Source organism: Aequorivita sp. CRS11 (assembly GCF_059693805.1).
The window spans coordinates 592,470-618,644 of the sequence record NZ_JCATIG010000001.1 but is presented as its reverse complement, the minus strand read 5'-3'; the positions used below and the strand labels follow the sequence as shown (position 1 = coordinate 618,644).

The 26,175-nt window shown below is 38.6% G+C and carries 28 protein-coding genes and 1 pseudogene; 9 read left to right on the top strand and 20 right to left on the bottom strand.

Annotation, left to right across the window (positions count from 1 at the left end):
- The 3 genes and pseudogenes from AC58DT_RS03035 to AC58DT_RS03025 form a co-directional block, all read right to left on the bottom strand.
- Nucleotides 1–248, bottom strand: a pseudogene (locus tag AC58DT_RS03035) (hypothetical protein); the annotation flags it as partial.
- 176 nt (nt 249–424) lie between these two features.
- Nucleotides 425–1,945, bottom strand: coding sequence for a 2,3-bisphosphoglycerate-independent phosphoglycerate mutase (gene gpmI / locus AC58DT_RS03030; protein WP_497215325.1), 1,521 nt, complete (start codon nt 1,943–1,945; stop codon nt 425–427).
- A 54-nt stretch (nt 1,946–1,999) separates the two neighbouring features.
- On the bottom strand, nt 2,000–2,752 hold the full coding sequence (locus AC58DT_RS03025; protein WP_497215314.1) for a M15 family metallopeptidase: 753 nt from the start codon (nt 2,750–2,752) through the stop codon (nt 2,000–2,002).
- A gap of 36 nt (nt 2,753–2,788) precedes the next feature.
- Between AC58DT_RS03025 and AC58DT_RS03020 the strand changes: the two genes are divergently transcribed.
- Complete coding sequence (locus AC58DT_RS03020; protein WP_497215313.1) at nt 2,789–3,223, top strand: GNAT family N-acetyltransferase; 435 nt, start codon at nt 2,789–2,791, stop codon at nt 3,221–3,223.
- A 611-nt stretch (nt 3,224–3,834) separates the two neighbouring features.
- Here AC58DT_RS03020 and pepE read toward each other — a convergent pair.
- Nucleotides 3,835–4,539, bottom strand: a complete 705-nt coding sequence (gene pepE, locus AC58DT_RS03015) for a dipeptidase PepE (RefSeq protein ID WP_497215311.1) — start codon at nt 4,537–4,539, stop codon at nt 3,835–3,837.
- 88 nt (nt 4,540–4,627) lie between these two features.
- Here pepE and AC58DT_RS03010 point away from each other — a divergent pair, with 88 nt between their 5' ends.
- The 6 genes from AC58DT_RS03010 to AC58DT_RS02985 all read left to right on the top strand — a co-directional run bounded on the left by AC58DT_RS03010 (nt 4,628) and on the right by AC58DT_RS02985 (nt 10,101).
- Nucleotides 4,628–5,446 (top strand): BamP family beta-assembly machinery protein, encoded by an 819-nt coding sequence (locus tag AC58DT_RS03010; RefSeq protein WP_497215310.1) that lies wholly within the window; start codon nt 4,628–4,630, stop codon nt 5,444–5,446.
- Nucleotides 5,447–5,474: 28 nt separating this feature from the next.
- Complete coding sequence (locus AC58DT_RS03005; protein ID WP_497215309.1) at nt 5,475–6,212, top strand: carboxypeptidase-like regulatory domain-containing protein; 738 nt, start codon at nt 5,475–5,477, stop codon at nt 6,210–6,212.
- Between the two features lie 59 nt (nt 6,213–6,271).
- A complete protein-coding gene (locus AC58DT_RS03000) occupies nt 6,272–6,775 on the top strand; it encodes a DUF6702 family protein (RefSeq protein WP_497215307.1) in 504 nt (167 codons plus the stop codon).
- Between the two features lie 74 nt (nt 6,776–6,849).
- Nucleotides 6,850–9,114 (top strand): M1 family metallopeptidase, encoded by a 2,265-nt coding sequence (locus AC58DT_RS02995; protein ID WP_497215306.1) that lies wholly within the window; start codon nt 6,850–6,852, stop codon nt 9,112–9,114.
- Between the two features lie 126 nt (nt 9,115–9,240).
- Nucleotides 9,241–9,528, top strand: coding sequence for a Sec-independent protein translocase subunit TatA/TatB (locus AC58DT_RS02990; RefSeq protein ID WP_062622335.1), 288 nt, complete (start codon nt 9,241–9,243; stop codon nt 9,526–9,528).
- Nucleotides 9,529–10,101, top strand: coding sequence for a phosphatase PAP2 family protein (locus AC58DT_RS02985; protein ID WP_497215305.1), 573 nt, complete (start codon nt 9,529–9,531; stop codon nt 10,099–10,101).
- On the opposite strand, the gene AC58DT_RS02980 is transcribed toward AC58DT_RS02985, so the two are convergent.
- The 11 genes from AC58DT_RS02980 to AC58DT_RS02930 form a co-directional block, all read right to left on the bottom strand.
- Nucleotides 10,084–10,728: an O-methyltransferase gene (locus tag AC58DT_RS02980; protein ID WP_497215304.1), complete on the bottom strand. Its 645-nt coding sequence runs from the start codon at nt 10,726–10,728 to the stop codon at nt 10,084–10,086. The genes AC58DT_RS02985 and AC58DT_RS02980 overlap by 18 nt on opposite strands.
- A 10-nt stretch (nt 10,729–10,738) precedes the next feature.
- Nucleotides 10,739–12,295: a peptide MFS transporter gene (locus AC58DT_RS02975; RefSeq protein ID WP_497215303.1), complete on the bottom strand. Its 1,557-nt coding sequence runs from the start codon at nt 12,293–12,295 to the stop codon at nt 10,739–10,741.
- 106 nt (nt 12,296–12,401) lie between these two features.
- Entirely contained in the window at nt 12,402–13,547 is a 1,146-nt protein-coding gene (locus tag AC58DT_RS02970; RefSeq protein ID WP_497215302.1) for a hypothetical protein, read from the bottom strand.
- A gap of 2 nt (nt 13,548–13,549) precedes the next feature.
- Nucleotides 13,550–14,632, bottom strand: coding sequence for an amidohydrolase family protein (locus tag AC58DT_RS02965; RefSeq protein WP_497215301.1), 1,083 nt, complete (start codon nt 14,630–14,632; stop codon nt 13,550–13,552).
- Complete coding sequence (locus AC58DT_RS02960) at nt 14,629–15,222, bottom strand: hypothetical protein (protein WP_497215300.1); 594 nt, start codon at nt 15,220–15,222, stop codon at nt 14,629–14,631. The genes AC58DT_RS02965 and AC58DT_RS02960 overlap by 4 nt, the downstream gene beginning before the upstream one ends.
- Nucleotides 15,223–15,234: 12 nt before the next feature.
- Nucleotides 15,235–16,020, bottom strand: a complete 786-nt coding sequence (locus AC58DT_RS02955) for an SDR family oxidoreductase (RefSeq protein WP_497215299.1) — start codon at nt 16,018–16,020, stop codon at nt 15,235–15,237.
- Between the two features lie 87 nt (nt 16,021–16,107).
- Nucleotides 16,108–17,559: an aldehyde dehydrogenase gene (locus AC58DT_RS02950; protein WP_497215298.1), complete on the bottom strand. Its 1,452-nt coding sequence runs from the start codon at nt 17,557–17,559 to the stop codon at nt 16,108–16,110.
- Nucleotides 17,560–17,580: 21 nt separating this feature from the next.
- Complete coding sequence (locus AC58DT_RS02945; RefSeq protein WP_497215297.1) at nt 17,581–18,009, bottom strand: RidA family protein; 429 nt, start codon at nt 18,007–18,009, stop codon at nt 17,581–17,583.
- Between the two features lie 10 nt (nt 18,010–18,019).
- Nucleotides 18,020–19,432 (bottom strand): FAD-dependent oxidoreductase, encoded by a 1,413-nt coding sequence (locus tag AC58DT_RS02940; protein ID WP_497215296.1) that lies wholly within the window; start codon nt 19,430–19,432, stop codon nt 18,020–18,022.
- A gap of 104 nt (nt 19,433–19,536) precedes the next feature.
- Complete coding sequence (gene kynU / locus AC58DT_RS02935; protein ID WP_497215295.1) at nt 19,537–20,799, bottom strand: kynureninase; 1,263 nt, start codon at nt 20,797–20,799, stop codon at nt 19,537–19,539.
- Nucleotides 20,800–20,852: 53 nt separating this feature from the next.
- Complete coding sequence (locus tag AC58DT_RS02930; RefSeq protein ID WP_497215294.1) at nt 20,853–21,554, bottom strand: hypothetical protein; 702 nt, start codon at nt 21,552–21,554, stop codon at nt 20,853–20,855.
- Between the two features lie 93 nt (nt 21,555–21,647).
- On the opposite strand from AC58DT_RS02930, the gene AC58DT_RS02925 reads away from it, so the two are divergent.
- Nucleotides 21,648–21,920: a GNAT family N-acetyltransferase gene (locus AC58DT_RS02925; RefSeq protein ID WP_497215293.1), complete on the top strand. Its 273-nt coding sequence runs from the start codon at nt 21,648–21,650 to the stop codon at nt 21,918–21,920.
- Between the two features lie 157 nt (nt 21,921–22,077).
- Here the strand turns inward: AC58DT_RS02925 and AC58DT_RS02920 are convergent, their stop codons facing one another.
- A complete protein-coding gene (locus AC58DT_RS02920; protein ID WP_262898442.1) occupies nt 22,078–22,209 on the bottom strand; it encodes a hypothetical protein in 132 nt (43 codons plus the stop codon).
- A gap of 41 nt (nt 22,210–22,250) precedes the next feature.
- Nucleotides 22,251–22,409 (bottom strand): lmo0937 family membrane protein, encoded by a 159-nt coding sequence (locus AC58DT_RS02915; RefSeq protein ID WP_014781235.1) that lies wholly within the window; start codon nt 22,407–22,409, stop codon nt 22,251–22,253.
- 160 nt (nt 22,410–22,569) lie between these two features.
- On the opposite strand from AC58DT_RS02915, the gene AC58DT_RS02910 reads away from it, so the two are divergent.
- Nucleotides 22,570–23,391, top strand: a complete 822-nt coding sequence (locus tag AC58DT_RS02910; RefSeq protein ID WP_497215292.1) for a class I SAM-dependent methyltransferase — start codon at nt 22,570–22,572, stop codon at nt 23,389–23,391.
- 22 nt (nt 23,392–23,413) lie between these two features.
- Here the strand turns inward: AC58DT_RS02910 and msrA are convergent, their stop codons facing one another.
- From msrA to AC58DT_RS02895, 3 genes are all read right to left on the bottom strand, one after another.
- Nucleotides 23,414–24,085, bottom strand: coding sequence for a peptide-methionine (S)-S-oxide reductase MsrA (gene msrA / locus AC58DT_RS02905; RefSeq protein ID WP_497215291.1), 672 nt, complete (start codon nt 24,083–24,085; stop codon nt 23,414–23,416).
- A 109-nt stretch (nt 24,086–24,194) separates the two neighbouring features.
- On the bottom strand, nt 24,195–24,977 hold the full coding sequence (locus AC58DT_RS02900; protein WP_497215290.1) for a zinc ribbon domain-containing protein: 783 nt from the start codon (nt 24,975–24,977) through the stop codon (nt 24,195–24,197).
- A gap of 3 nt (nt 24,978–24,980) precedes the next feature.
- Nucleotides 24,981–26,075: a Nif3-like dinuclear metal center hexameric protein gene (locus tag AC58DT_RS02895; RefSeq protein WP_497215288.1), complete on the bottom strand. Its 1,095-nt coding sequence runs from the start codon at nt 26,073–26,075 to the stop codon at nt 24,981–24,983.
- Between the last annotated feature and the right edge of the window lie 100 nt (nt 26,076–26,175).

The window sequence follows — 26,175 nt, the reverse complement described above, 5'->3', positions numbered from 1 at the left end:
CGTAGAGGCGCACGGCCGTGCGCCTCCGCAGTTTGTTGCGTTTCCTCGAATTGTTGCGCCTCCGAGGATTGTTGCTCATTATCATATGATTGAGACGCACGTCCGTGCGTCTGTACGGGGTCAATAATGATTATGGCGTGCAAATGGTTCGGCATTAATATAAATTCATCCAAAAATAATTCCTTTCGAAGCGCAAAAGATTCGTGCCATTCCCTTTCCACAATTTTTCCACAATCGGATAATATCATTTTATGGTTCTCTATTTTTCCTAAATAATGCTTTTGGTTTTGGCAGCATATTGTAATAAAATAATGCCCCGCCTCCGAATAATCCCAATTTGGTTTTCTGTGCGATTCGATTCTGTATTTATTCTGAAATTTAGCCATCCTTTCCGAAGCATTTAAAAAAATCCAATTCTCGTCAATTATTCAATCAACGAATCTTGCGTCATAATTTCAGGTTTTTCAATACCCATTATTTTTAGGATTGTTGGGGCAATATCTCCCAAAACACCATCTTTAACAGCTTTTATTTCATCATCCACAATGATGATTGGCACCGGATTGGTGGTATGTGCCGTATTGGGCGAGCCATCGGGGTTTCGCATGGTTTCGCTATTGCCGTGGTCTGCAATTATAATTGTCACATAATGGCTTTCCAGGGCTTGCTCCACGATTGCGCGAGCGCAGTTGTCCACAGTTTCACAGGCTTTTACGGCAGCTTCAAAAACGCCAGTATGGCCTACCATATCTGGGTTTGCAAAATTTAAACAAATGAAATCGGCAGTTTCTTTTTCAATCTCGGGAAGAATCATGTCCCGAAGTTCGTAAGCGCTCATTTCGGGCTTTAAATCGTAGGTGGCCACTGTGGGCGAAGGACAAAGGATTCGTTTTTCGCCCTCGAAGGGAATTTCCCTACCGCCTGAAAAGAAAAAGGTTACGTGTGGATATTTTTCAGTTTCCGCAATGCGAATTTGCTTCTTTTTATTGCTTTCCAAAACTTCGCCCAAGGTATCGTGCAGGTTTTCCTTATTGTAAACCACGCGGATATTTCCGAAGGAATCATCATAATTTGTAAGCGTTACAAAATAAAGCGGAAGCGTTTTCATTCCATATCTTTCGTAATCTTTTTGTGTCAACACCTCGGTGAGTTGTCTACCGCGATCGGTCCTAAAGTTGAAGAAAATTACTACATCATCTTTTTCAATGGTTGCAACGGGCTTTCCTTCAGTATTGGTCATTGTAATTGGTTCGATGAATTCGTCGGTAATTCCTTCAGCATAACTTTCTTCAATACTTTTTACCGCATTTTTTGAAGGTTTTCCTATTCCGAAGACCAACAAATCATACGCTTTTTTTACGCGTTCCCAACGTTTGTCGCGGTCCATGGCGTAATAGCGGCCAATAACCGAAGCAAGTTTTCCGCCCGATTTTTCCAAATGGTTTTGAAGTTCTGAAATAAACCCTTTGCCGGAATGTGGATCCACATCGCGGCCATCGGTAAAGGCATGAACATACATATTTTTTACACCAAATTCGTGCGCCGCGGAAAGTAGCCCTTTTAAATGGTCAATATGTGAATGTACGCCCCCGTTGGAAACAAGGCCTAAAAAATGTACTTTTTTGTTGTGAAAAATTGCGTGATTGAATGCTTTTTCCAGTTGGGGTTCATTCTTTAGCGTTCCGTTTTCAACTGCCATATTAATTTTGGCAAGATCCTGATAAACGATTCTTCCAGCGCCCAAATTCATGTGGCCCACTTCGCTATTTCCCATTTGGCCATTGGGAAGACCCACGTTCATGCCGTGGGTAAGTAATTGTGCGTGCGGATATTTTTTATAAAGCGAATCGATAAAAGGTGTGTCGGCCTGAGCAATGGCAGAAACGGCGGGGTCTTGCGTAATTCCCCAACCGTCGAGTATCATTAAAAGTACTTTTTTATTCATTGTGTAAAGGTACGAAGGGTTGTTCTGAAATTCAGTTTTGATTTTTTTTCGCATTTATGACATTTGCAACAATTTCGGATTGATATCCAAAATATTCTCATTCACATATTTTGAAATGAACGTTTCTGAAAAATGCTCGTTGCCTAAAATCTTTTCTTCGGAAAGCATTTTTTTTACATCAATTTGTTCTTTATAGGCTTTCAACATTGGGCCGGAAACTGGTGCGTAACTGAAATGCCACGGCTCGTATTTAAATCCTTTTCGGTTGCCGTTGTCGGTATAAACTTCGTAAAAGCCGAATTTTTCTGCATTTTCATTTAGCCACATTTTCAACTTGCAAAAAGGTCCCGTTCCGTGGAAATTTTCGGGCATCAATACATTTGCAGGGCGTGGAGCGTTGGCATCAATAATGTCAATATCGGTGCCCCAATGATGTCGCGAGGTACCGGGAATGGTGGAATATTCTATGATTTTTTCGATGGCTTTTTCTGGGGTTAACCCCTCTTTTGTAAAACGTTTGTATTTTCCCTCAAAAATTTCCTTTTGCCGCTGAAAGCTTCGGTAAGCGGAAACCACTTCAATGCTTATATTTTCTTTTGCGGCAGCAGCCTTCATTTTATTGAAAGCTTCTTTTGCGGTCTTGTGCATCTTGGAAGTGTAGCTATCGCCTACAATATCTGGGTTGCCTTTTCCAATTAGTTGGTTCCGGGTAAATTCTTCTAAAAAATGGTTGAAAGAGAACTGCGGAAAAATTGCCAAACTGAGTCCTGCAATACTTGAAATTTTAATAAATTCGTTGCGCTTCATTTTATGAATTAGTGAAGTTTTAAAAGTACCAATATTTTGAAAGATAACGCCATTTCCATCCGTATTATTGACCCAAAAGATATTTTCAGCATTGTTCCATTATTGCAACAACTGGGAAATAATACGGTTGCAGAACCTGTTATCAAAGAGCGTTTGCTGGAAATGGTGGAGCAGAATTACGAATGCCTTGGCATTTTTGACGCAGAAAAATTAATCGGCACTTGTGGACTTTGGTTCCAAACCCGTCATTATGCGGGTAAAAGTGTGGAGATGGACCACGTGATTATTGATGATGCCTACAGAGGTCACGGTGTTGGTAAAAAGCTTGTAGAATTTGTAAGCGATTATGCCAAGAAAAAGTCCTGCAACTGGGTAGAACTAAATAGTTATGTGCACAACTTTCCTTCACATAAATTCTTTTACAATCAAGGTTTTGTGGCGAAAGGGTATCATTTTGTGAAAGAGGTTTAAATTTCTCACATACATTCTAACAAAGTTCCCATTACCTTCATCAAGCAAAACTTTTTTAATTGAATAAATTCTAATTCCAAATGTAGAACAATTAGTTATTAGCGCTCATAAATCACAATTTCTAAATGAAAACCTTCCCCTAATTTAAATATGCCGTTGCTATAGGATAGAAGAGTGGTCAAGTAATACTTGTAGCTTATTTATAATAATACTATAGTATGTTTATAGTATCTATATAGTATGTTTATAGTATGTATGTAGTGTCTTTATAGTATTGTTTATAGATACTAACTTTATATATTGTAAATTGAATCTCAAGGCAATCAAATAGAGATCAATTGAGGGAATCTGTACGCATAAAGTAATAATCTGATAACCTAAATTCAATAAATCCTATAGTTAGAGGAGCTATGTTTTGAGATGCCAGCCGTAGCTAAGGGTTTTGTTAAGTTTAGATAATGGTAAACACATAAATAGTTAGCAAAGGAAAGTCGAAGGGAGTCCCAAATGTTTTTAAGCCTGAAAAAGCCATAGCAAATATCCACAACCTAATTAATACAACTTTTGAAGATAGGCATTCCTTCTCCGTATTCCCGTAAAAATAAAAATACTTACTTAAAATCTAGTGTAGTACCGCTATGCACCTCATAAGGTTCCTTTTCTTGTTCAAAAACACGGGCTTTCAATGCACCTTTCAGAATAATTTCATCGTCTTTTACGCGAAGCCAACTTCCTTCACGCAGCCCTATAACCGGAATTGTATTTTGCGTATGAAATTCCGCAATACGGGTCTCTCGGGTTTCGCCCATGTGCTTGCTGTTCGTATCCGGATCCAAATAATGCGGGTTGAGGTTGAAAGGAATCAAACCCAAAGTTTTAAACGAAGGTGGATAAACAATCGGCATATCGTTGGTAGTCTGCATGGAAACCCCGCAAATATTACTGCCCGCACTGGTGCCTAAATATGGTAACCCATTAAAAATAGCTTCGCGAAGCGGTTGCATAATTTCCAAACGGTAGAGCGCGCTAACCAAAACAAAGGTGTTTCCGCCACCCGTAAAAGCTCCTTTTGCATTTTTTATTGCTTCCACAGGATTGTCAAAAGTATGTATTCCAATCAGTTTTTTACCAACTTTCTGAAATGCTTTTGCGGCTGTTTCTGTGTATTCGTCGTGGCTGATGCCGCCCGGACGGGCGTAGGGAATGAAGATTACTTCTTCGGTGTCTTTAAAAAGCTCCGCTATTTCATCGGTTATATAATCTAAATAATCTCCGCCGTAAACGGTGCTGGTGCTTGCTATTATTAGGTTTTTCATCTTATATATTTTTCTGAAATGTAAATTTAACTATTGAGATCGTAAACTTTACCTTTTCCCTAACAAAACAAATACGTACTTTTAATGAATGGCAAAAAAACTACTACTCTTATTATTTATCCTTGCTGCTCCCGCACTTTTGGCGCAAGATATTGACCGTACCAAAGTTTCCGGAAAAATTCATGTACCGCAAGGTGAGGATGCGGAAGGAATCTCCGTTTACAATATTTCTTCCCAAAAGGGAACCATCACAAATGCCGACGGAACTTTCGAAATTGATGTGGCAGAAAACGACCGCGTTCAGATAACCGCACTGCAGTATCAATCTTTTACGGTTATTGTTGATAAAGGGGTTATAGCCCGAAAAGTGATGAATATTTTCTTGAATCCATCCGTCAACCAATTGGAGGAAGTGGTAGTGCGCCCGTACGATCTTTCCGGAAACATAAATGTAGATGTGAAAAAAATCCCTACTTATAATGTTACAAAAAATTGGGACTTGAGTTATGAAAACTTGGAGTATGGCTACACTTTTGTGCCCGATGATAAAACCGCAGTTCCCGGCAACGCTGCAGAGGAAGCGCTTCACGGCAATGCTCTAAAAAATGGTGCAAATATTTTAGCACTTTTGGGGGGAGTTGCAAATTTACTTTTTCCCAAAGGTGAAAAGATTTCAATAGTGGAACGGCAGGAAACCCAAAGCACCATAAGCAATAACATACAGCAGCGCTTTAGCAAGGATTTTATAACGGCAAATTTTGATATTCCAGAAAACAAAGCGGTTGATTTTCTATTTTTTGCACAAGAAAATGGCTTGGATAAAGATTTATTGAAGCCCGAAAACGAAATGCAACTCATGGAATTTCTATTTAAAAAAAGTAAGGAATATAAAGAGCGTGACGAGTAATAGAAACATTTTTGTTTTGCTCTTTTGCATGCTGGGAATATTTCAACTTACAGCACAGGAAAAATCGCTGCAGGGAAAAATTACCAACGATCTGGACATTGACGGTGTTCATGTTTTGAACGTTTCCTCGCGTTTCAACACCATTACCGATGAAAATGGGCATTTTACAATAAAAGTGAAACCGCGAGACACCCTTCTTTTTTCGTCCATAAAGTACATGCCCGAAAAAGTAGCTGTTACCGAAGCTATATTTGAAAAAGGGGTAATAACGGTGCTGCTTACCGAGCTCGTAAATGAGTTGGATGAAGTTTTTTTAAGACCAAACCTTTCGGGCAACATTGCGGCAGATCTTAATAAGATAAAAACAGAAAAACCAATCAATTTTGATGATGTTGGTATTCCTGGGTTTAAAGGAAAACCAGAAGAAAAAATTGCGCCAATATACTCTTTGAAAACACCTCTTTTTGTTGATGTTGAGGTACTTTACAAACATATTTTTGGATATTACAAAACATTAAAAATCCGCAGAAAGTGGGAATATGAAAACAATGCCGTGGCAAAAATGTTAAATTATTATACCATTCCATTTTTCAAAACAACCTATGGAATTCCTGAAAATAGGGTGTATGATTTTCTACTTTTCTGTGCTGAAACGACCACCATTGAAAGTGATTTTAAAAAAGAGCACTATGGGAGTGTACTGTTAATTTTGGATGAAAAAGCAAAGATTTACACCAATCGTCTATCCGAAAAAAATAAAGAATGATTTTTGTAACATAGCCTTTCGGAAACCGTCTAATGTTCCATTAGTTTGCTTATTTTTATATGAAGTATTTTAGAATTCTCCTTTTATTGCTAGTTTTTCCACTATTTTCAGCTACTACGGCGCACAAATTTTATGTGAGCATCACAAAAATTGAATATGTAAAGGAGAAAAAATCACTTCAAATAATAACTAAAATTTTTACTGATGATATTGAAGATGCGCTTCAGCAGCGTTATAACTCTTCCATTTCACTTGATTCCAAAAAGGAAACAAAGGCCACCGATGAAGATGTAAAAAAATATATTCTTTCAAAACTGAAAATAGAGGTGAACGGAAAGCCCGTAAAACTTGATTACATAGGGAAAGAATATGATGTTGATATGCTCGTTGCCTATATAGAAGTTGCTAATATAACCGATTTAAAATCTCTTGAGGTAGAAAATAAAATATTGATGGAAATGTTTCCCGAACAACAAAATATAATTCACCTAAAAACCCCAAATAGCCGTAAAAGTTTGATGCTTGATAAAGACGAACCCAACGGCGTTTTAAAATTTAACTAAATCAACAAAATCACTTAAAATTTCCCAATTAGTATGCGATTATTTAACTCCCTCTGCTTACAGCTCTTTTCCTTTTGGCGGGAGCAGTTTCTGCGCAAGATGAAACTGATTCCCAAAAGCGTGAGCCCGGTCATTACAACACAAACCGTTTTAAGCAGCTTTACGAAGAATTTTCAACACCAAATATGTTTCGGACTGCAAGTGGAGCTCCCGGACCCAGCTATTACCAGCAGCAAGCGGATTATGTGATGGACATAGAGCTGGATGACAAAAACAAAAAGCTTTCCGGTTTTGAGACTATAACATATACAAACAATTCACCCGATGTTTTGGAATATCTATGGGTGCAATTAGACCAGAATAAAAGGGCAAAAGATTCCAAATCGCCTTTAATTGAACCGTCTGATGCATTGCCAGGGGATATGGCCGGAAACTTTGTGAAAAATTATATGGGAACTCCTTTTGAAGGAGGCTTCAATATTTTGGAGGTAAAGGACGCCAAAGGAAACCCTTTAAAGCATACCATCAACCAAACAATGATGCGCATTGATATGCCGAAGAGTTTAAGCCCAGGAGAAAAATTTGTATTCTCCATCAAGTGGTGGTATAATATCAATGACCACGTTGTAGACCGTGCCCGTAGTGGTTATGAAACCTTTGATGACGGAAACCGTGGTTATGTAATTGCGCAGTTTTATCCGCGCATGGCAGTATACAACGATGTGGAAGGTTGGCAAAACAGTCAGTTCTGGGGGAGGGATGAATTTGCGCTTCCTTTTGGAAATTTTGAAGTAAATATTACCGTTCCTGCTGACCATATTATGGATGCCACCGGAGAGCTTCAAAACAGAAAGGAAATTTTCACCAAAGAAATGATGAATCGTTACGAAGTTGCTCAAAAATCTTTTGACAAGCCTGTTGTTATTGTAACCCAAGCCGAGGCCGAAGCTGCCTCAAAAGGGTTTTCAACGGCAAAAAGAACCTGGAAATTTAAAGCGGAAAATGTACGCGACTATGCATTTGCAACTTCACGTAGATACATTTGGGATATGATGGCCGTTAAAATGGGCAGTGGTTCTGTAATGGCAGTTTCTTTGTACCCGCCAGAGTCTAACCCGCTTTGGGAAGATTGGTCCACACGTGCAGTGGCAAGTACTTTAAAAACCTATTCACGTATGACTTTTGACTATCCGTACTCAAAAGCCATTTCAGTAAGTGCTAAAAACCAAGGAATGGAATACCCCATGATTTGCTGGAACTATGGAAGACCAGACAAGGATGGAACCATCAGCGATCGTACAAAATATGGAATGATAAGCGTGATTATCCACGAAGTGGGTCATAACTATTTCCCGATGATCGTAAATAGCGACGAGCGCCAATGGACCTGGATGGACGAGGGATTAAATACTTTTACCCAATACGTTGCAGAGCAAGATTTTGGTGAGGAATATCCGGAAGCCATTGCACCAAACAAAAAATATCCATCACGTCGTGGTCCTGCAAACAAAATTGTGGACTATATGGCTGGCGACCAAAGCCAGTTGGCGCCAATAATGACCAAGGGATTGAATACTTATAACTTTGGGGCAAATGCATATGCAAAACCTGCGACGGCACTTAACATTCTTCGCGAAACGATTATGGGTCGTGAACTTTTTGACTTCGCCTTTAAAACCTATGCAAACCGCTGGATGTTCAAACACCCAACGCCCGAGGATTTTTTCAGAACAATGGAAGATGCTTCCGCAGTAGATTTGGATTGGTACTGGAGAGAGTGGTTTTATACCACAGATTATGTGGATATTGGGGTGAAGGATGTTAAAAAATTCTTCGTTACTTCAAAAATAAACAAAGAAGCCAGACAAATGATGGACGCCAATGGTATAAAAGAGAGCGATTTGCCGCCTTTGGTATATTTTGTAAAAGAGGATAGCGATGATTTTGAGGAAAGTATGCGCGATGTTAAAATTGAGGATGTAAAAACCTTGAAAGAATATATAACAGATAATATTCCTGTGGAAGAGCGTGCCAACTTAAAAAATCCAAGATATTTCTATGAGATAACTTTTGAAAAACCAGGTGGAATTCCAATGCCAATAATTGTACAATTAACCTATAGCGATGGAACTTCGGAAAGAATTACCTATCCAGCAGAGATATGGCGAAAGAATGATACTTCTGTAGGTAAGTTTTTTGGATCGGAAAAAGAAATCACCAAAATTGAAGTGGATCCCGATGAGGAAACTGCTGACATTGACACAAGCAACAACACTTGGCCAAAACGCAAAAAACTGGGTGCTTTTGACAAGTTTAAAAACCAAACAAGCCCCGATTAATCAAAACATATTTTAACAAGGCCCTTCTTCAAAATCTTTTGTAGAAGGGTTTTGTGTATTGTGCGTTTTTTATAAAAACTCATAACTCATCCTTTATAACTCATAACTCGTTAGTATATTTGCACTATGATTTCACAGGCAATTTTTCTTTTTATTAGTGGGGCCGAGATAGGTTTTATCCTGTTCATCGTACTTTTGGTCTTTGGCGCCGACAAGATACCAGAGATAGCTCGCGGAATGGGCAAGGCAATGCGACAGGTAAAAGATGCCACTAATGATATTAAATCTGAAATTACAAAAAGTGCCGAAAAACAGGGCATTGATATAGATATTACCAAGGACGTCCAGAAGCAGATAGATCAAGTGAAAGAAGATGTTGACGAGGTTACGGGCCCTATTAAAAGAAAATTCTAAATGCTCGAAATCCTAAAACAATGGGACCGGGAACTTTTTATTTATTTAAATAGTTTAGGTTTCGAACGTTTCGATAGCTTTTGGATCTATGTTACCCAGATTGAAAGTTGGACACCTTTATTCATCCTCTTTTTTATACTTATATTTTATTATTACAAATGGAAAAAAGGCGCAACAATTGTCTTTTTTGTTTTGTTGACTTTTGGAGTAACCATATTCTTTACGGGTTTTGTAAAAGATTATGTGGCGCGCTTACGGCCTAATAATGTAGAAGCTTTGGGCGAATTAATCCGTATTTTGCAGAAGCCCACCAATTACAGTTTCTTTTCAGGCCATGCTTCATCCAGTTTTGCGATAACCACTTTTATGGTTTTGGTGTTGCGAAAATTCACAAAGTGGATATACCTTGCATACATATGGCCGCTTATTTTTGTAATGAGCCGAATTTATGTAGGTGTGCATTATCCCAGCGATATTCTTGTAGGCGCTTTGGTGGGAACGGTTTTTGCTCTTTTCTTTTACTTTCTGTGCAAAAAAGTTTTAGCACATAAGAGGTTAATAAATAACTCTTGAAATCGTTAATCCGTCACGAATAGGTAAAAGCACGGTTTCAAGTTTAGGGTGTTCATTCAATAGTTTGTTATACTGAAGAAGTGCTTTAGTATCTTCATCATCAACCTTCACTTTTTCAACTACCTTACCGCTCCACAGTACATTATCACTTAAAATAACAGAACCTTTTTTAAGCTTCGGAAGAATGATTTCAAGATAGTTTGGGTAATTGTTTTTATCAGCATCAATAAACACTAAATCGAAGGTTTTGTCAAGCTTCGGAATTAATTCCAAAGCATTCCCCAAATGCTGGAAAATCCGTTTCCCGAAAGATGATTCATCAAAATATTTTCGTTGGAAATCATATAATTCCTCATTTATGTCTATCGTGTGAAGTTCTCCGTTTTCCTGCATCCCTTCTGCCAAGCATAAAGCTGAATAGCCAGTATAAGTGCCAATTTCGAGTATGTTTTTCGGCTGAATTAATTTTGAAAGCATACTTAAAACACGCCCTTGCAAATGCCCGCTCAACATACGGGGTGCGATCACTTTTTGCCAGGTTTCGCGGTTTAGTTTTGCAAGCAATTCTGGTTCGGGTTGCGAATGTTTTTCAACGTAATCGTTTAACTTTTCGGGAAGGAAATCCATTTTGAAATTTTTAGTGAATACCGCCCATCATCTTTTTTATAATTGGCGAAATGAGTATTGCAAATATACCTACAATCACGCTAATTACCCCAAAACTTGCATACACTGAAACATACGAAAATAATTGCTGAAAAGCATCGCCGTTTTGTGAGGCAATTTGTGGAGTCAAATCAGTAATGTATTCCGTGATATTTCCGAAGAATCCTTGGGAAAATACATCTGTGCTTCCATCTGAAACCGTTGTCAGTTTGGCGATTTTTCCCGCGAAAAAGTGTCCATAAAAATTCGCCGAGAACCAAACCCCCATTATGAAAGCCACATATTTTAAAGGCGAAAGCTCCGTCATTTTTGAAAGTCCAATAGGAGAGAGGAACAGTTCTCCGATAGTCAATACCAAATAACCAATAACTAAATAACTCATTGACGTTTTCGCAAAATCATCAACGCTGTGGGCCGAAAGGGCAAAAACGATAAAGCCTAATCCAAGAAATAGCAATCCCAAACCAAATTTTACAGCAGAATTCGGGTTTATTTTTCTTCTGCTTAAATACGTCCAAAGCATCGAAAAAGGAATAGCAAAAAGAATGATAAACCCTGCGTTTATACTATTGGTTCCTGCAGCATCCATTCCCACTAAATTCACATTTCTATCTGCAAAAAGCGTCAAGGAACTTCCTGCCTGTTCAAAAATTGCGGCGAAGAAAGTGTATAAAACGGTAAAGTAAACCGCCACCAATAAACGTTTCTTCTCTTTGGAACTGACTTTTGAGATGATATATCCGATATAAAAAACTAAAAATGCCGAAACAATCCACACTAAATAGCCTTCAAATTCATTAAAACGGACAAGCGTCGCGAAAATTCCAACCGAAACGATTGAAGCCAAAACAATTAATTTTCCTCTATTTAAACCAAACGATCTTTGATCGTAAACTTGCTGATTTGGTACAAATCCTTTATTTCCAAAGACATTATTTTTTAAACCACTTCTGAAAACCAAAAGCCCGACAACCATTCCTATTCCCGCCAAAACAAAACCGTAATGCCAACCGTAAGTTATAGCGAACCAAGCGCATAAAAGTGGTGCTATTGCTGCTCCCAAATTTATTCCGAGATAGAAAATTGTAAAGCCTGAATCGCGCCGTGCGTCACCTTGGGCGTATAACTCTCCAACAAATGATGAAATATTTGGTTTGAAAAAACCATTGCCAACAATTATCAAACCCAACGACCCATAAAAGAAAATGGGCATTTCAATGGAAAGAAAAAAGTGACCAAAAACCATTAATATTCCGCCGAGAATGATTGCTTTTCTATAACCTAAAATTTTATCTGCCAAAATCCCACCAATCATTGGCGTTACATAAACCAAGGACATATAGGCAGCATAAACGCCAAAAGCCATATCGTCATCGTACAAAAGATGTTTGGTCATATAAAGAACGAGCAAAGCGCGCATTCCGTAAAAGGAAAATCGTTCCCACAATTCTGCAAAAAATAGATAAAGAAGTCCTTTTGGGTGGCCGAAAAGTTGAGGTTGTTCTGCCTCGGAAATTACTTTGCTCATAGTTGGATTTTTAATTTGGAGCAATGTAAAACAGATTGCAAACTGATGGGTTTGCTGTTTTAAATAATACTAAAAAATAATGGATTGTGATTAATTGTGAATGCGGTTACAATGAATTACAAAACGCTTTGTAATCTTTGTTTTCAGCACTTTCGGAGAATTCTTCCAGCAGTCTTTTGTCGATTGAAATGTTATTCGGAACAATCCGCAGTCTGTATTTGCTTTCGCCAATAAAAGTGAAAAGATCGCGACGATCGAGTTTTTGGGAATCGTCAAGTTGAAGTATATCGTTTATGTTTTCAATAATTCGCGTTAAATAAGTTTGGTTTTTTATTTCACCCCCAAGATTTACGGGAATGGTTTGTGAATCGCCTTCGGCATATTTTCTACGGATAGCGAATTTCAATAAATTTTTATACTGCGTTGTTTTTGAACCGAAATCGATAGTTTGGTCGTAAATATTTTTCGTTGGAATATTCAATTTCACCAAGCTCCAATCGAGAAAGTGAATAGTAATTTCGTTCGGTTTTGGGGTGCTCGCAAGCCGAATAACCCAAGTTGTCGCCAAAACCAAAAAGATGGAAATCAATGATGTTTTGGCGATAATCTTTATGAAATTGTTGCTAAAGTCGTTTCCAAAGGTTAAAAATACCTCGGAAATCTGCGATACAAAAATAAGCAGTATTACTAATACAGAAATATAGCCGATAATCTTCAAACCCCTATAAACAAAGGTTCTAAAAAAAGAAACACCCAATAAATAGCAAAGAAAGGCAGAGAGCAATAAATCTGGAACAGCGCTTATGCGAATTCCATTTACAACATTGCTTTCTTTTAAAATAAAAGGCAGCGCAAAAGTGATGACAGAGGTGAAAATAATGACCCAGATTATTTTCTTGATATTCTTTTTATTGTGATATATAAACTTTGGGGCGTAATAAAAATAGAAAAGTGCCAACAATAAAAACATATTGTTTACGATGGAAAACAAATTTATTGCCAATTGGTAGCCTTGGGTTTCTGTAGTGTTGAATATTGTTCCACCGAAAATCCAGCACCCAGAAATTACCCAAACAAACATTGCCATGCTTAAGTAAAGTAGTCCTTTATCCACGCGCTTTTGTGAGTCATCTTCCTCCAAAAGCTGACGAAACCGTGCTCGGATGTTATACCAAAGTGCGAGCAGTAAAACTCCACCAATAAAGGCAATGCAAATATGTGATAGGATATAAAATTTGGCTACTTCGGTCATGTTTAACCTAGAATTCTTTCAACTAATTTCTTTTTGGCAGCTTCATCGTCACCGCAGAGCCATTGTATCACGTTGTCTTCCCACATAGCGTCTGCCTGTTCTTGGGTTACGATTTTGCGTTCCAAAGCCAGATCCAAAATTTTACCAGGGTAGGAGGATTGTGGGGCGCTTTCCATTTCACCAAGCGGGTAGGGATCGTCAAGCCCCACCAGAACTTGTTTTGCGCCTTGGTTTTTTACGACCAATTCCAGTGAGCCAGTATCGTGTACCAAAGTATCGAAAAAGATGTTTTTGTGGCCAACAGATTTCCGCGGATGTACTTTTCCTTTGAAAAGATCGGGACGACCATCAAAACCTTGAATTCTTCGTCCTAAATTTATCTGTGCCAATTGGCCGCCGTGGGCGAAGCAAGTTCGCATTCCCGGATATTTGTCTGCGTAACCATTCAGGGTTAAAAAGTGATAGGCATCGGCACATTGCGCAAGCATCCAAATTAGGTGAAAACGCCAAGCAGTATTTTCAAGTTTTATAAATTTTTCACCGTCGTAGGGATGTATTTCTACGGCTAAATTATATTTTGAGGCCAGTTCAAAAATGGGTTCGTTTTCTTCGTCAAAAATACAGCGCCAAGTACCAATGGTGTCCATATAGTGCGTTGGCAAACACAGCAACTGCATTCCAAGCTCTTCCACACAACGCTCCATTTCCCAAAGCGCACCGCGCACAAAACCGGGGTGCACCACAAAACCGCAGGTAAATTTTGAAGGATGGTCTTGCTGTACTTTTGCATTAAAATCATTTTGAAACCGAAGCGCCTGTTTCATTTCCTCTACACGTAGCCCGTTTCCATAAAGTTGGGAAAGGTTCAAAACCACGGCATGGTCTATTTTGAACCGCTCCATCCATTCCAGCTTTTCATTTAAAAAGAAACTGGAATCTGTAACTGGGCGGCTCCAATCTTTTTGGAGCATAAATTTTCGGTCTTTATCTACCCAAAAAATGCCCTTGTCCTGCATAAACTGGGGGATCTCCTCAGGGTAGGGAAGTAAGTGTGAGTGGCCGTTAATGCGGAGTTTTCGTTTCATTCTGTCAATGATTTTGTGTCGGGAATAGCTTCTTCAACAATTACTTTTTGAAGCATTTGCAAATAGTAATTTATATATTTTAAATCTTCTTTACACCATCCATAATTATTTTTTAAAGAACCATCTTCATTGTAAAATACTGAATTGTTAAAATCGTTTATGATTAGCACACTTTCCACCCTACGATTATAATTGTCCAGCAAAGTGGCCACTTTTGTCAGATAATTGGAGCCACGAGCAATATTATTGATATATTTTGAATCGATGTTTTCGAAATATCCAGAATTAAAAGCAGATTTCAAAATATACATATTATCATTCAAATCTAGTTTTTGGACATTTAAAAGTGATGGTTCTTTCCCGCTTTCAATAAGTGAAATAAACTCATTTAATTGTGAAGATACCTGTTTTAGATTATTAGCAGTTGATTCAAACTCGTTTGCAAGTACGCGGTAATAATTATTTTTGATGCTTGCCTTTTCTTTTTCTTCTTTAAAGTTGTTTAACTGAAACGCCAAATAAACCCCTACAAAAACAATTAGGAGTTCTATTAAAATCTTACCGAATTTTTGAAAAAATGAGCGTCCCATAAACCGTTAAAGTTATAAACTTTTAGTGCGCCCGCCATCAACGGGCAGATTAATTCCGTTGATGTAGCTTGCCGCTTCACTCGCTAAAAAAGCCACGGCGTTTGCAATTTCTCCAGGTTGGGCAAAACGTCTTGCTGGAACCAAACTTTTCATAAACTCGCTCGCTTCTTTTTCGGTTTTGTTCATTCGGTTTGCAGCGTTACTAACAATGTCTTCTAGTCTGTCAGTTGCTGTAAAACCTGGCAAAACGTTATTAACCGTTATTCCGAATTGTCCCAGTTCATTGGCAAGAGTCTTACTCCAACTCGCAACTGCGCCACGAATGGTGTTACTAACGCCGAGTCCATCAATAGGCTGTTTTACTGAAGTTGAAATTATGTTTATAATCCTTCCGTAATCAGCTTCTTTCATTCCGGGAACAACGGCTTGCGCCAAAATTTGGTTGCAAATTAGGTGCATTGAAAATGCTTTTTCAAATTCTTCAGGGGCTGCCGAAAAGATTGGGCCGCCTTTGGGACCGCCCGTGTTGTTCACCAAAATATGGAATGTTTTGTTGGAAACGGCCAATTCAGCTTTCGTTTTTACTTCTTCGGATTTGGTGAAGTCTGCTACAAAATAATTATGTTTTTGACCTCTTTCGTGTGGAAGATCAATTAAGGTTTCTTTCAGTTTTGCTTCATCGCGTGCAACCAACGTTACGGTTGCACCCAATTTTGCCAATTGAATTGCTGTTGCTTTTCCAATGCCAGCAGTACTTCCGCAGACCATTGCGTTTTTATCTGTTAAGTCTAAATTCATATATTTCAGTATTCAGTGTTGAGTTTAAGTTTGAGTATTCCTTTCGATTTTGATTTCAGATTCGATTTCAAATTCCCCCTTCGGGGGTTAGGGGGCTTCATATTTTATACAAACATTCTTCGTCTCCGTAAAAAACCGAAGCGCTTCAAAACCGCCTTCTCTGCCAACGCCGCTATCTTTCATTCCGCCGAACGGCGTTCTTAAATCACGGTTTAGCCAGGTATTTACCCAAACAATTCCGGCTTCAATTTCTTTTGAAATGCGCATCGTTCGGTTTAAATCTGAAGTCCAAAGGGTAGAGGACAAGCCGTATTTCACGGAATTTGCCATTTGCAGAGCTTCTTCCTCAGTTTCAAAAGGCATAATCGTAACCACGGGGCCGAAGATTTCTTCTTGGTTTACGCGGCATTGATCGTCAAAAACTTCAATGATTGTTGGTTCCAAATAATAACCGTTTTCAAAACCTTTTACGGTAACTTTATTTCCACCGTAAAGAATTTTTCCACCTTCTTTTTCGGCGAGTTTAATATATGATTCCACTTTTTCCAAATGCGGTTTTGAAACCAAAGCGCCCATATTTGTTTCGGCATCAAACGGATTTCCTATTTTGAGTTGTTTTACTTTTTCAACAAAATCTTTTTTGAATTTTTCGTAAATCGGTTTTTCAACAAAAATTCTACTTCCGCAAAGGCAGATCTGGCCTTGATTTGCGAAGGAAGAACGCACGGTAACTTCCAACATTTTTTCATAATCACAGTCTGCGAAGATGAGGTTTGGGTTTTTTCCACCGAGTTCCAACGATAATTTTTTAAACATTGGCGCTGCCGTTCGGGCAATGTGTTCGCCCGTTTTTGTTCCACCCGTGAATGAAATGGCTTTTATGTTTTTATGTTCCACAATCGCCTGTCCTGCAGAAGGACCCGTACCGTGCACAATATTCAAAACTCCTTTTGGCAAACCAGCTTCGGTGCAAATTTCACCTAAGAGAAAAGCCGTAAGTGGCGTGATTTCACTGGGTTTTGCAACCACAGTATTTCCTGCAGCTATTGCCGGGGCGATTTTCCACGAAAATAAATACAATGGAAGATTCCATGGCGAAATACAACCGACTACACCAATAGGTTGGCGCAACGTAAAATTAATGGTATTCAAACCAACACTTTCGTGCGCTTCGCTGGCGAATTGTGTAATTGCATTTCCGAAAAAACGAAAGTTCGCGGACGCCCGTGGAATATCAACAGCCAACGCCAAACTCAAAGGTTTTCCATTGTCTTTTGCTTCGGCTTCGGCCAATTCAACTAATTTTTCATCAATTAAATCTGCAATTTTTAGTAGAATTCTGCTACGTTCGTCAATGGTTGTGTTGCTCCATTTTGGAAAAGCTGCTTTTGCAGCTTGGTATGCACTTTCAATATCCTCCGCATTTGAATTTGCGATTTGTGAATACACTTCGCCATTGGAAGGATTGTAATTATCCAACCATTTTTTGGAAAGTGGTTCAACATATTCGCCGTTTATGTAGTTTAGAATTTTTTGCATTTCACTCATAACTCTGCACTCTTAACTCTTAACTGGAGAATAAGCCATCGCCTTAATCTCTACCACCAAATACGGATGCGGCAATTGATGCACGGCAACAGTGGTGCGCGTTGGTCCCGTTTCCTTGTTAAAATATTCAGCGTACACTTGATTGTAGCCTGCAAAGTCATTCATATTTACCAAAAAGCTGGTTACGTCCACAACATCGGCCATTGTTGCGCCTTCGGTGGCTAAATAGTCTTTTATATTTTCAAGTACGGCGCGGGTTTGTTCTTTTATATCGAAATGCATCGTTCCCATTTCGTCAATTTTATTTACGCCGGCAAAGGTGTTGTCCGGCAAACGCGAACTTGTGCCGCTAATAAATATAAAATCGCCCACGCGCTTTACGTGCGGATATGCACCACGAGGCGTTGCTTTTCCTTCTACTAATCTGCTTTTGTTACTCATAATTTATGTTTTACCCAAAAGCCACTTCATCATCGTGAAGGATGGCTTCGGTTTCTTTTTTTACTAGTTCCAGTTTTTCTTTTAACGACATTTCTTCTCTGATTTTTCCGTCGTCCAAAAGATTTAAAATCGCTTTGTCCTGTGCGCGTCCGCGTTTCAATGCTTCGGAATAGGTAATTGATTCCTTAAAGGTAACCAAAGAATATTTGCTGTAATATTCTTCGGGAAATTCAGCTTCAAAAGCGGTTTCCAATTTTCTTTTTCTTTGAAAAATTTCCATCGCGGTGTGTTCCTTCATTTCGTGGAAATTATCTACCGCCAAATCTGCAATCGCGTCTGTATCTTTTTTCCGAAGCGCTTCGTATTCCTTAAAAATCATTTCCCAATTAACTCCTTCCCTTTGGGAAGGCTGGGATGGGACATATTTCTCAAGAATTTCATCAAAAACTACCACATCTTCAAAGGAAGCGTTCATTCCCTGTCCGTAAAATGGAACGATTGCGTGCGCAGCGTCGCCCAACAAAAGTACTTTTCCGAAGGCATTCCAGGGCGAACATTTTACCGTTCCCAACGGACCGATGGGATTGGTAAAAAATTCATCCGCAAGGTTTGGGATCATTTCCACCACATCGGGAAATTCTTTGTTAAAATATTCGTGAACCATTTCCGGCGAAGTCAAATTCGCAAAACAATATTCGCTGTTTTCATACGGAAGAAATAAGGTAACCGTAAAACTTCCGTCGAGATTTGGAAGTGCGATCAACATATCTTCGTCGCGTGGCCAAATATGCAAAGCGTTTTTATAAGTTCTATATCCGTTGTTTTCTGCGGCTGGAATTTCAAGTTCTTTATAACCGTGACTTAGCCATTGCTGCGAAAAACTGAAAAGAAACTTATGGCTTTCAAACATATTTTTTCGAACTACCGAGCCCGCTCCGTCGGTTCCGAAAATAACATCAGCGATTATCCTGGTTTCTTTTTTTGAATTGAAATCTCTGAAAATTGCAGAAGCATTTTCCAAATCAACTTCTTCACAAGCGTGGTTGAAAATGAGTTGCACGTTGGGCATTTTTTCCGCTTCGTCCAAAAGAAGCATATTCAAACCGGGTCGCGAAATGGAGTTGATGTATTCATCTTTTCTACCGCTGTACGGACTTAAAAAAGTGTTTCCAGCTTTGTCGTGAATCATCCGCCCGTTCATTGGGATGCAGAGTTTTTTTGCTTCTTCCTCAACTCCCGCAAGTCGCAATCCACGCAGACCGCGATCGCTCAACGCTAAGTTTATGGAGCGTCCCGCGTCTTGGGTTACTTTTCGCAAATCGGGCCGTTTTTCTACTAAGGTTACTTCAAAACCGCGTTGTGCCATTCGCAGTGCGAGAAGGCTTCCGCAGAGTCCGGCGCCGATTATTAGGATATTGTTCATTGTCTATTTTTTTTTATTCAATCATGCAAGATTTTCAAAACCTTGTAGTATTTAAATCTTTAACTTGAAGACCTACAAGGAGGCCTGCGGCAACATCTTGCAGGTCAGTTTAAAATTTCCTTTAATTTTTCCGAAAATCGAAACACATCCTCAAAACTATTGTAAAGTGGGGCAGGGGCAACACGGATTACATCCGGCTCGCGCCAATCACTTATCACACCAGCTTGGGTTAGTTTTGTGTGTAAATTTTTATCGGCATTTTTCACTTGAATTGAAAGTTGGCAGCCGCGTTCCTCGGGATTTCTTGGAGTGATTACATTGATGGATTCGTTTTTCATTTCATCCAATAGAAACTCTAAAAATCCAGTAAGTTTTTCAGATTTCTTCCGAAGATTTTCAAAACCAGCTTCCGCAAAAGTATCCAATGATGCACGAATGGCCGCCATCGATAAAATTGGCGGATTGCTTAATTGCCAACCCTCTGCGCCAGGCAAGGCATCAAATTCGTGCCGCATATTGAAACGCGTTTTTTTGTTGTGCCCCCACCAACCTGCAAATCGATTTAGTTTTTCATTGTTTGCGTGGCGTTCGTGAACAAAACACCCGCCCAAACTTCCCGGGCCGCTGTTTAAATACTTATAGGTACACCAAACGGCGAAATCTGCTCCCGTTTCGTGAAGGTTTGGCTGAATATTTCCTGCGCCGTGCGCCAAATCAAAACCGACCATACAATTATATTTATGGCCGAGTTCGGTAATTTTTTTGAGCGGAAAGGATTGGCCTGTGTAATAATTGGTACTGCCAATCATTAGCAAAGCAATTTCGTTTCCGTGATTTTTCATTATTTCCTCCAAATCCTCAAAACGGCAAAGTTCCTCGCCCTTTCTCGGTTTCCAAAGAATTAATCCGTCTTTCGGGTCAATTCCGTGATATTTCAGTTGGCTTTCAACTGCATATTTATCACTTGGAAAAGCATCGCTTTCAACCACAATTTTATATTTCGTTTTTGTGGGTTGAAAAAAGGAAACCATCATTAAGTGAAGGTTTGTTGTCAACGTATTCATTACAACTACTTCCGAAGGTTTCGCGCCAACGATTTTCGCCATATTTTCTGTCAGAAATTCGTGGTAGGGTAGCCAAGGATGTTTGCCTTCCACGTGGCCTTCAACACCTAAATTTGCCCAATCGGCAAGTTCTTCTTTTATATATTTTGAAGTAATTTTGGGTTGCAGCCCAAGGGAATTTCCGCAGAGATAAACAAGTGCTTCACCGGACGTATTTTTTGGAATATGAAACTTGTTTCTGAAAGACGCTAAAGCATCTTCGGCATCTTGTTTTTTTGCGTATTCTAAAGAATTTTGGAACATTGGGTTGTGTTGAATTTTATCGGCTTTTCACAAAAATAGGAATTAAAATTCGTTTAATTGGCTGTTTCTTTTTTAACCGAAATATTACTGAAATACAACTTAAAACCGCCAGTGCTATCCTTATGCATTTTTGCAATTTCAATTCCACTGAAATTTTCATAATCTTCCCAGGTAGTACTCATAGAGGGCGCCTCTGTATTTCCTTTTCTATAGTTCCACTCCTTTATTTTGAAATCGTGGTCGTAGAAAAAATCATAAGCATCGCCAGGGGTATAGCCTCCATCGTTTCCGTAAACAATTGTTAATTGAGCTAAAGTGTCTTTAGAAATTGGCGCAACAGCATTTTCTTTTTCCGAAAAAGTAATTCCTTTATCCCAAAGCAATTGAAAAGGTGCCAGTAGCCAATATTTATCATTAATAAAAGCTGCGTCAGTTTTCATAACAATGCTATCCATTTTTGAACGGTTATAATGTATGGTGTCCGTAGCCGAAATCATTGAAACGGACCCTGTTTTTGGCTTCCAAATCCAAGCTCGGTCAAAATGGTTTTCACCGCGATCTACATTGAAAGTGAAAGCTAATTCTGAAACGTCTTTCCAATTTTCATAACCGTTAGCGTTTGCTATTTGATGCCTAATGTCTAAATTTTGAAGAGAATCTTTTTCGTCAATTAATTCAACTTCCGAAGATTTTTGGCTGTTATTGCAGCTCAAAAAAACTAAAAATACGGTCAGGATGGTATAAGAGATTTTCATATTCAGTATGTTTTCTGTAAAAGTAAAGAATACTTTTGGCTTTCATATTTTTTGTATTTTTATTGTGTTGAACTAAGTTAACTCCCCATTGCAATGCGTGTGATAGATAACAAAGAAACAAATAGGTTCGAGGCCGAAGAAGATGGCCATAAAGCTATTATTGAATATTCCGTGCAGCCAGGCATTTTATCATTAAACCACACGGAAGTTCCCAAAGAGCTTGCGGGGCAGGGCATAGCGAGCGAGATGACGGAAAAAGTTTTGCTGCAGATAGAACTTCGCGGTTTGAAAGTGATTCCCGTTTGTCCCTTTATAAAAAAATATATTGATAAACATCCCGAATGGAAATCTATTATAGCAAAGTAAGAAAGTTTAAAAAACCCTTTCAATTATTGTTGAAAGGGTTTTTTTCATAAAATATTTCCATTAAAATTAATCCACTGCGTCTTCTACATCGTCCGCAACGTCTTCAATTTCGTCGCCAACTGTTTTGTTTTCGCGGCAACTTGTAAAGCTTGTNAAATTAATCCACTGCGTCTTCTACATCGTCCGCAACGTCTTCAATTTCGTCGCCAACTGTTTTGTTTTCGCGGCAACTTGTAAAGCTTGTAGCCATTAATCCTGCTGCAAATAAAATTAAAAATACTTTTTTCATATTAGATTGTTTGTTTAAGAGTTAATAATTTGTTTGTTGTCTTAAGGTCTGCGTCCAGTTGCCAATCGGTATAAAATACCAATAATTGCCAAGACCAATAAAATGTGAATTAGGCTTCCAACAGCTTCACCGAAACCGAAATAGCCTACGAGCCATCCTATGATAAGGAGTACTACAATTAACCAGATGATGTCACCCATAATGATAGTTTTTTAAAGTTAGTGTCATTAAAACTACGATAAAACCTTTCTTTTATCAATTTATTTAACCCATGTTTAACGAAATTATCAATAAAATATCAAAAATGTTACTAAATGTGTTTTTTGAGTTAATTGGCTATATTTGGGGAAAAAGATGCTAATGAATTATTCCGAAGAATTTGAAACCAACCGAAAAACCTGGAATTCAAAGGTAACTGTGCATGCCAAAAGTGAATTTTACGACTTAGAAAATTTCATCAATGGAAAATCCTCGCTCCATGAATATGAAATTAATGCCTTGGGTGATGTTTCGGGAAAGCGGCTTTTGCATCTTCAGTGCCATTTTGGGCAGGATACCTTGAGTTTTGCGCGAATGGGAGCTAAATGTACGGGTGTAGATATTTCTGATGAAGGAATCAAATTGGCAAAACAATTGAACACCGAGCTAAAACTTGATGCGGACTTTGTGTGCTGCAATGTTTTGGAGACTTCAAAATATGTTTCAGAAAAGTTTGATATTGTTTTTACAAGCTATGGAACGATTGGTTGGTTGCCCGATTTAAAACCGTGGGCGCAGATGATTTCGGAACGGTTAAAACCCGGCGGTTTCTTATATATTGTTGAATTTCATCCCATTGCTTGGATGTTTGATTATACCGTTTCACCTCCAGAGATGAAATATGGCTACCATCAAAAAGATACTATTTATGAAGAATATGAAGGAACCTATGCCGATAAAAACTCAAAAATGGTGAGTAAGGAATACGGCTGGAACCATAGTTTGGGGGAAGTGATTTCTTCACTTTCCGAAGCTGGACTACATATTGCTTACTTAAAAGAGCACGATGCTTCGCCTTATGATATTTTTCCAGGATTAGTTGAAAATGACAAAGGGATGTTTGAGCTTTCAAGCAAAATGTACCCGTTGATTTTTGAAGTGAAGGCAATAAAAAATTCCACACCCGAAGCTGTGGAATTATAATATTTTAAAAATTTAATGAGAATTAATGCGTTGTCTCTTTTTTTAGCAACTCCGGAAATTTCTCCTTAAATCTATTTAATCGCGGAATAGAAACATTTTGAATGTACGGATTATCGGGGTTGTTGCGTTCGTAGTTTTGATGGTATGCCTCCGCTTTCCAAAATTTTTGAAAAGGCAAAACCTGCGCGGCAACTTTATCTCCGCCTAGTTGTTTGTTTAAGGTAGCCACTTTTTCATCAATAATTTTCTTTTCTTCATCGTTTTGATAGAAAATTATCGAACGATAGGATTTGCCGTGGTCAGGACCTTGGCCGTTTACTTGGGTTACATTTTGTGAGCCAAAATACACATCAACCAATTGGCTAAAACTTACAATTTCTGGATCGTAAATAACCTCAACGCCTTCAGCATGATCGGCGTGATTTTGATAGGTAGGATTCTTGCTATCGCCCCCGCTATAGCCAGAAATAGCTTCCTTAACGCCATTTACGCTTTCATAAATAGCTTCCACACACCAAAAACAACCACTTGCAAAATATGCTTTTTTTAAACCATTTTCAGTTTCAGTCTGTACGGGGATTTGCTCTTTTTGAGCCAAGGCCTCTGCTTGTTTATTACTTTCATTTGAAGGCTTGCAAGCGCCTTGAAGTGAGAAAAGAAAGATACTGGCAATAAGGAATGTGACTTTTTTCATAGAAATCATTTTTTAGGAATTGGTCTTACGTAAATGAAAAACCTTGCATTTAAAGTACAAAAAAAGCCTCCACATAATGTGAAGGCTTTGTTATAATTGAAGGTTATTTTTATTTAAGCTTTGCAAACTTAGCTTCCATTTTCTCTCGCTCTTCGGCAGCTAAATCTGGATCAACCAAGATACGGCCACTGTGCTCATCTGTAATAATTTTTTTGCGGCCTGCAATCTCCATTTGCACCTGTGGTGGAATGGTGAAGAAAGAACCGCCGGAAGCACCACGCTCCACGGCAACTACAGCCAAGCCATTTTTAACATTCGTGCGAATGCGCTTGTATGCCTTTATAAGACGTGGCTCAATTTGAGTCTCAAAATTTTCAGACTCCTTGATTAGGGTCTGCTCTTCTTTCTCGGTTTCTTTCAGGATTTCGTCAAGCTCGTTCTGTTTGTGCTTCAAATGCTCTGAGCGCTCGTCAAAACGTGCTTTTGTATCTTCGATTACTTGATTTTTCTGCTCTATTTGTGCGCGATATTCTTTGATGTTTTTCTCTGCAAGCTGAATTTCAAGCTCTTGAAATTCAACTTCCTTACTTAAAGAGTTGTATTCACGATTGTTGCGAACGTTGTCCTGTTGAGCAGTATATTTTTTGATGAGCGCTTTAGACTCTTCAATGTTGTTCTTCTTTTCCTTGATTTGGTCTTCAATTACCTCAAGGTCTGCCTTAAGCTTTTCCAAACGGGTGTTCATTCCTGCCACCTCGTCCTCAAGATCTTCAACTTCCAAAGGAAGTTCGCCACGAACGCTTCTTATTTCATCAATTCTGGAATCAATAAGCTGCAGATCATACAAGGCTCTTAACTTCTCTTCAACAGTAACTTCGGTTTTTGTTGCCATAAATTATAAATAGCTAATAGGATTGGTATTTGTTTGTGATAAAAGGACTGCAAAATTAGTAATTTTTTTCTTAAGGAAAGAATGTAAATGGTCTTTTGTGTACTGTTCGCTTTCATAATGCCCAATATCTGCCAAAAGCATTGTGTTTTCTGCCTTAAAGAAGTCGTGATATTTAAAATCTGCCGAAATAAATGCATCGGCGCCAGCATTTTTTGCGGCATCTATGGCAAAACTTCCGCTTCCGCCGAGAACTGCAACTCTTTTAATTGATTTGTGAAGCAATGCTGAGTGGCGCACACAATCTGTTTTCATCGTTTTTTTCAGAAATTGCAAGAACTCTTTTTCATCCAGGCCATTTTCAAATTCGCCAATCATCCCCATCCCTAAATGTTGATTTTGGTTTTCAAGTGTGGTTATTTCATAAGCTACCTCCTCATAGGGATGTTCTTCAAACAAAGCTTTTAAAATATTGTTTTGAAGGTGTTTCTCAAAAGTAATCCCAATTTGCGTTTCATCCTCAAAATGGGTTTCGCCTTTTTTCCCGATTACGGGATTGGAGTCTTCATTGCCTTTAAAACTGCCTTTTCCCTCAATATTGAAACTGCAATTTTCATAGTTGCCAATATTGCCGGCACCTACTGCAAAAAGGGCATTTCTAACTTTTTCAGCATCTTTTGAAGGGACAAACGTGATGAGCTTTTTAATGGTTTCAGTTTGGGGAATTAAAACGGCTCTATTCTTCAATCCAAGTTTTTTACAAATTATTGCGTTCACGCCATTCCATGAATTGTCCAGCGCGGTGTGGTTTGAAAATATAGCGATATCGTGCTTTATTGCTTTCTGAACTACACGTTCAACATATGTTTTGCCCGTAATTTTTTTCAATCCCGAGAAAATAATCGGATGAAAGCTAACGATGAGGTTGCAGTTTTTTGCGATGGCTTCATCCACTACGGTTTCTAATGTATCCAGCGTTACCAATATTCCCGAAACAGTTGCATTGGCGTCACCTACCAATAATCCTGTATTGTCAAAACCTTCTGAATAGGATAGCGGTGAGAGCTCTTCAAGGACCGCAATTACTTCTTTTACCTTCATTTTTTTACATTTTCAGTAAAGATAACAGTTTATGGAATTTTCAGTGACTTCTATTTTTATTTTAAAGCAATCCTCAATTTCTGCGGAATTAGTACTTTCG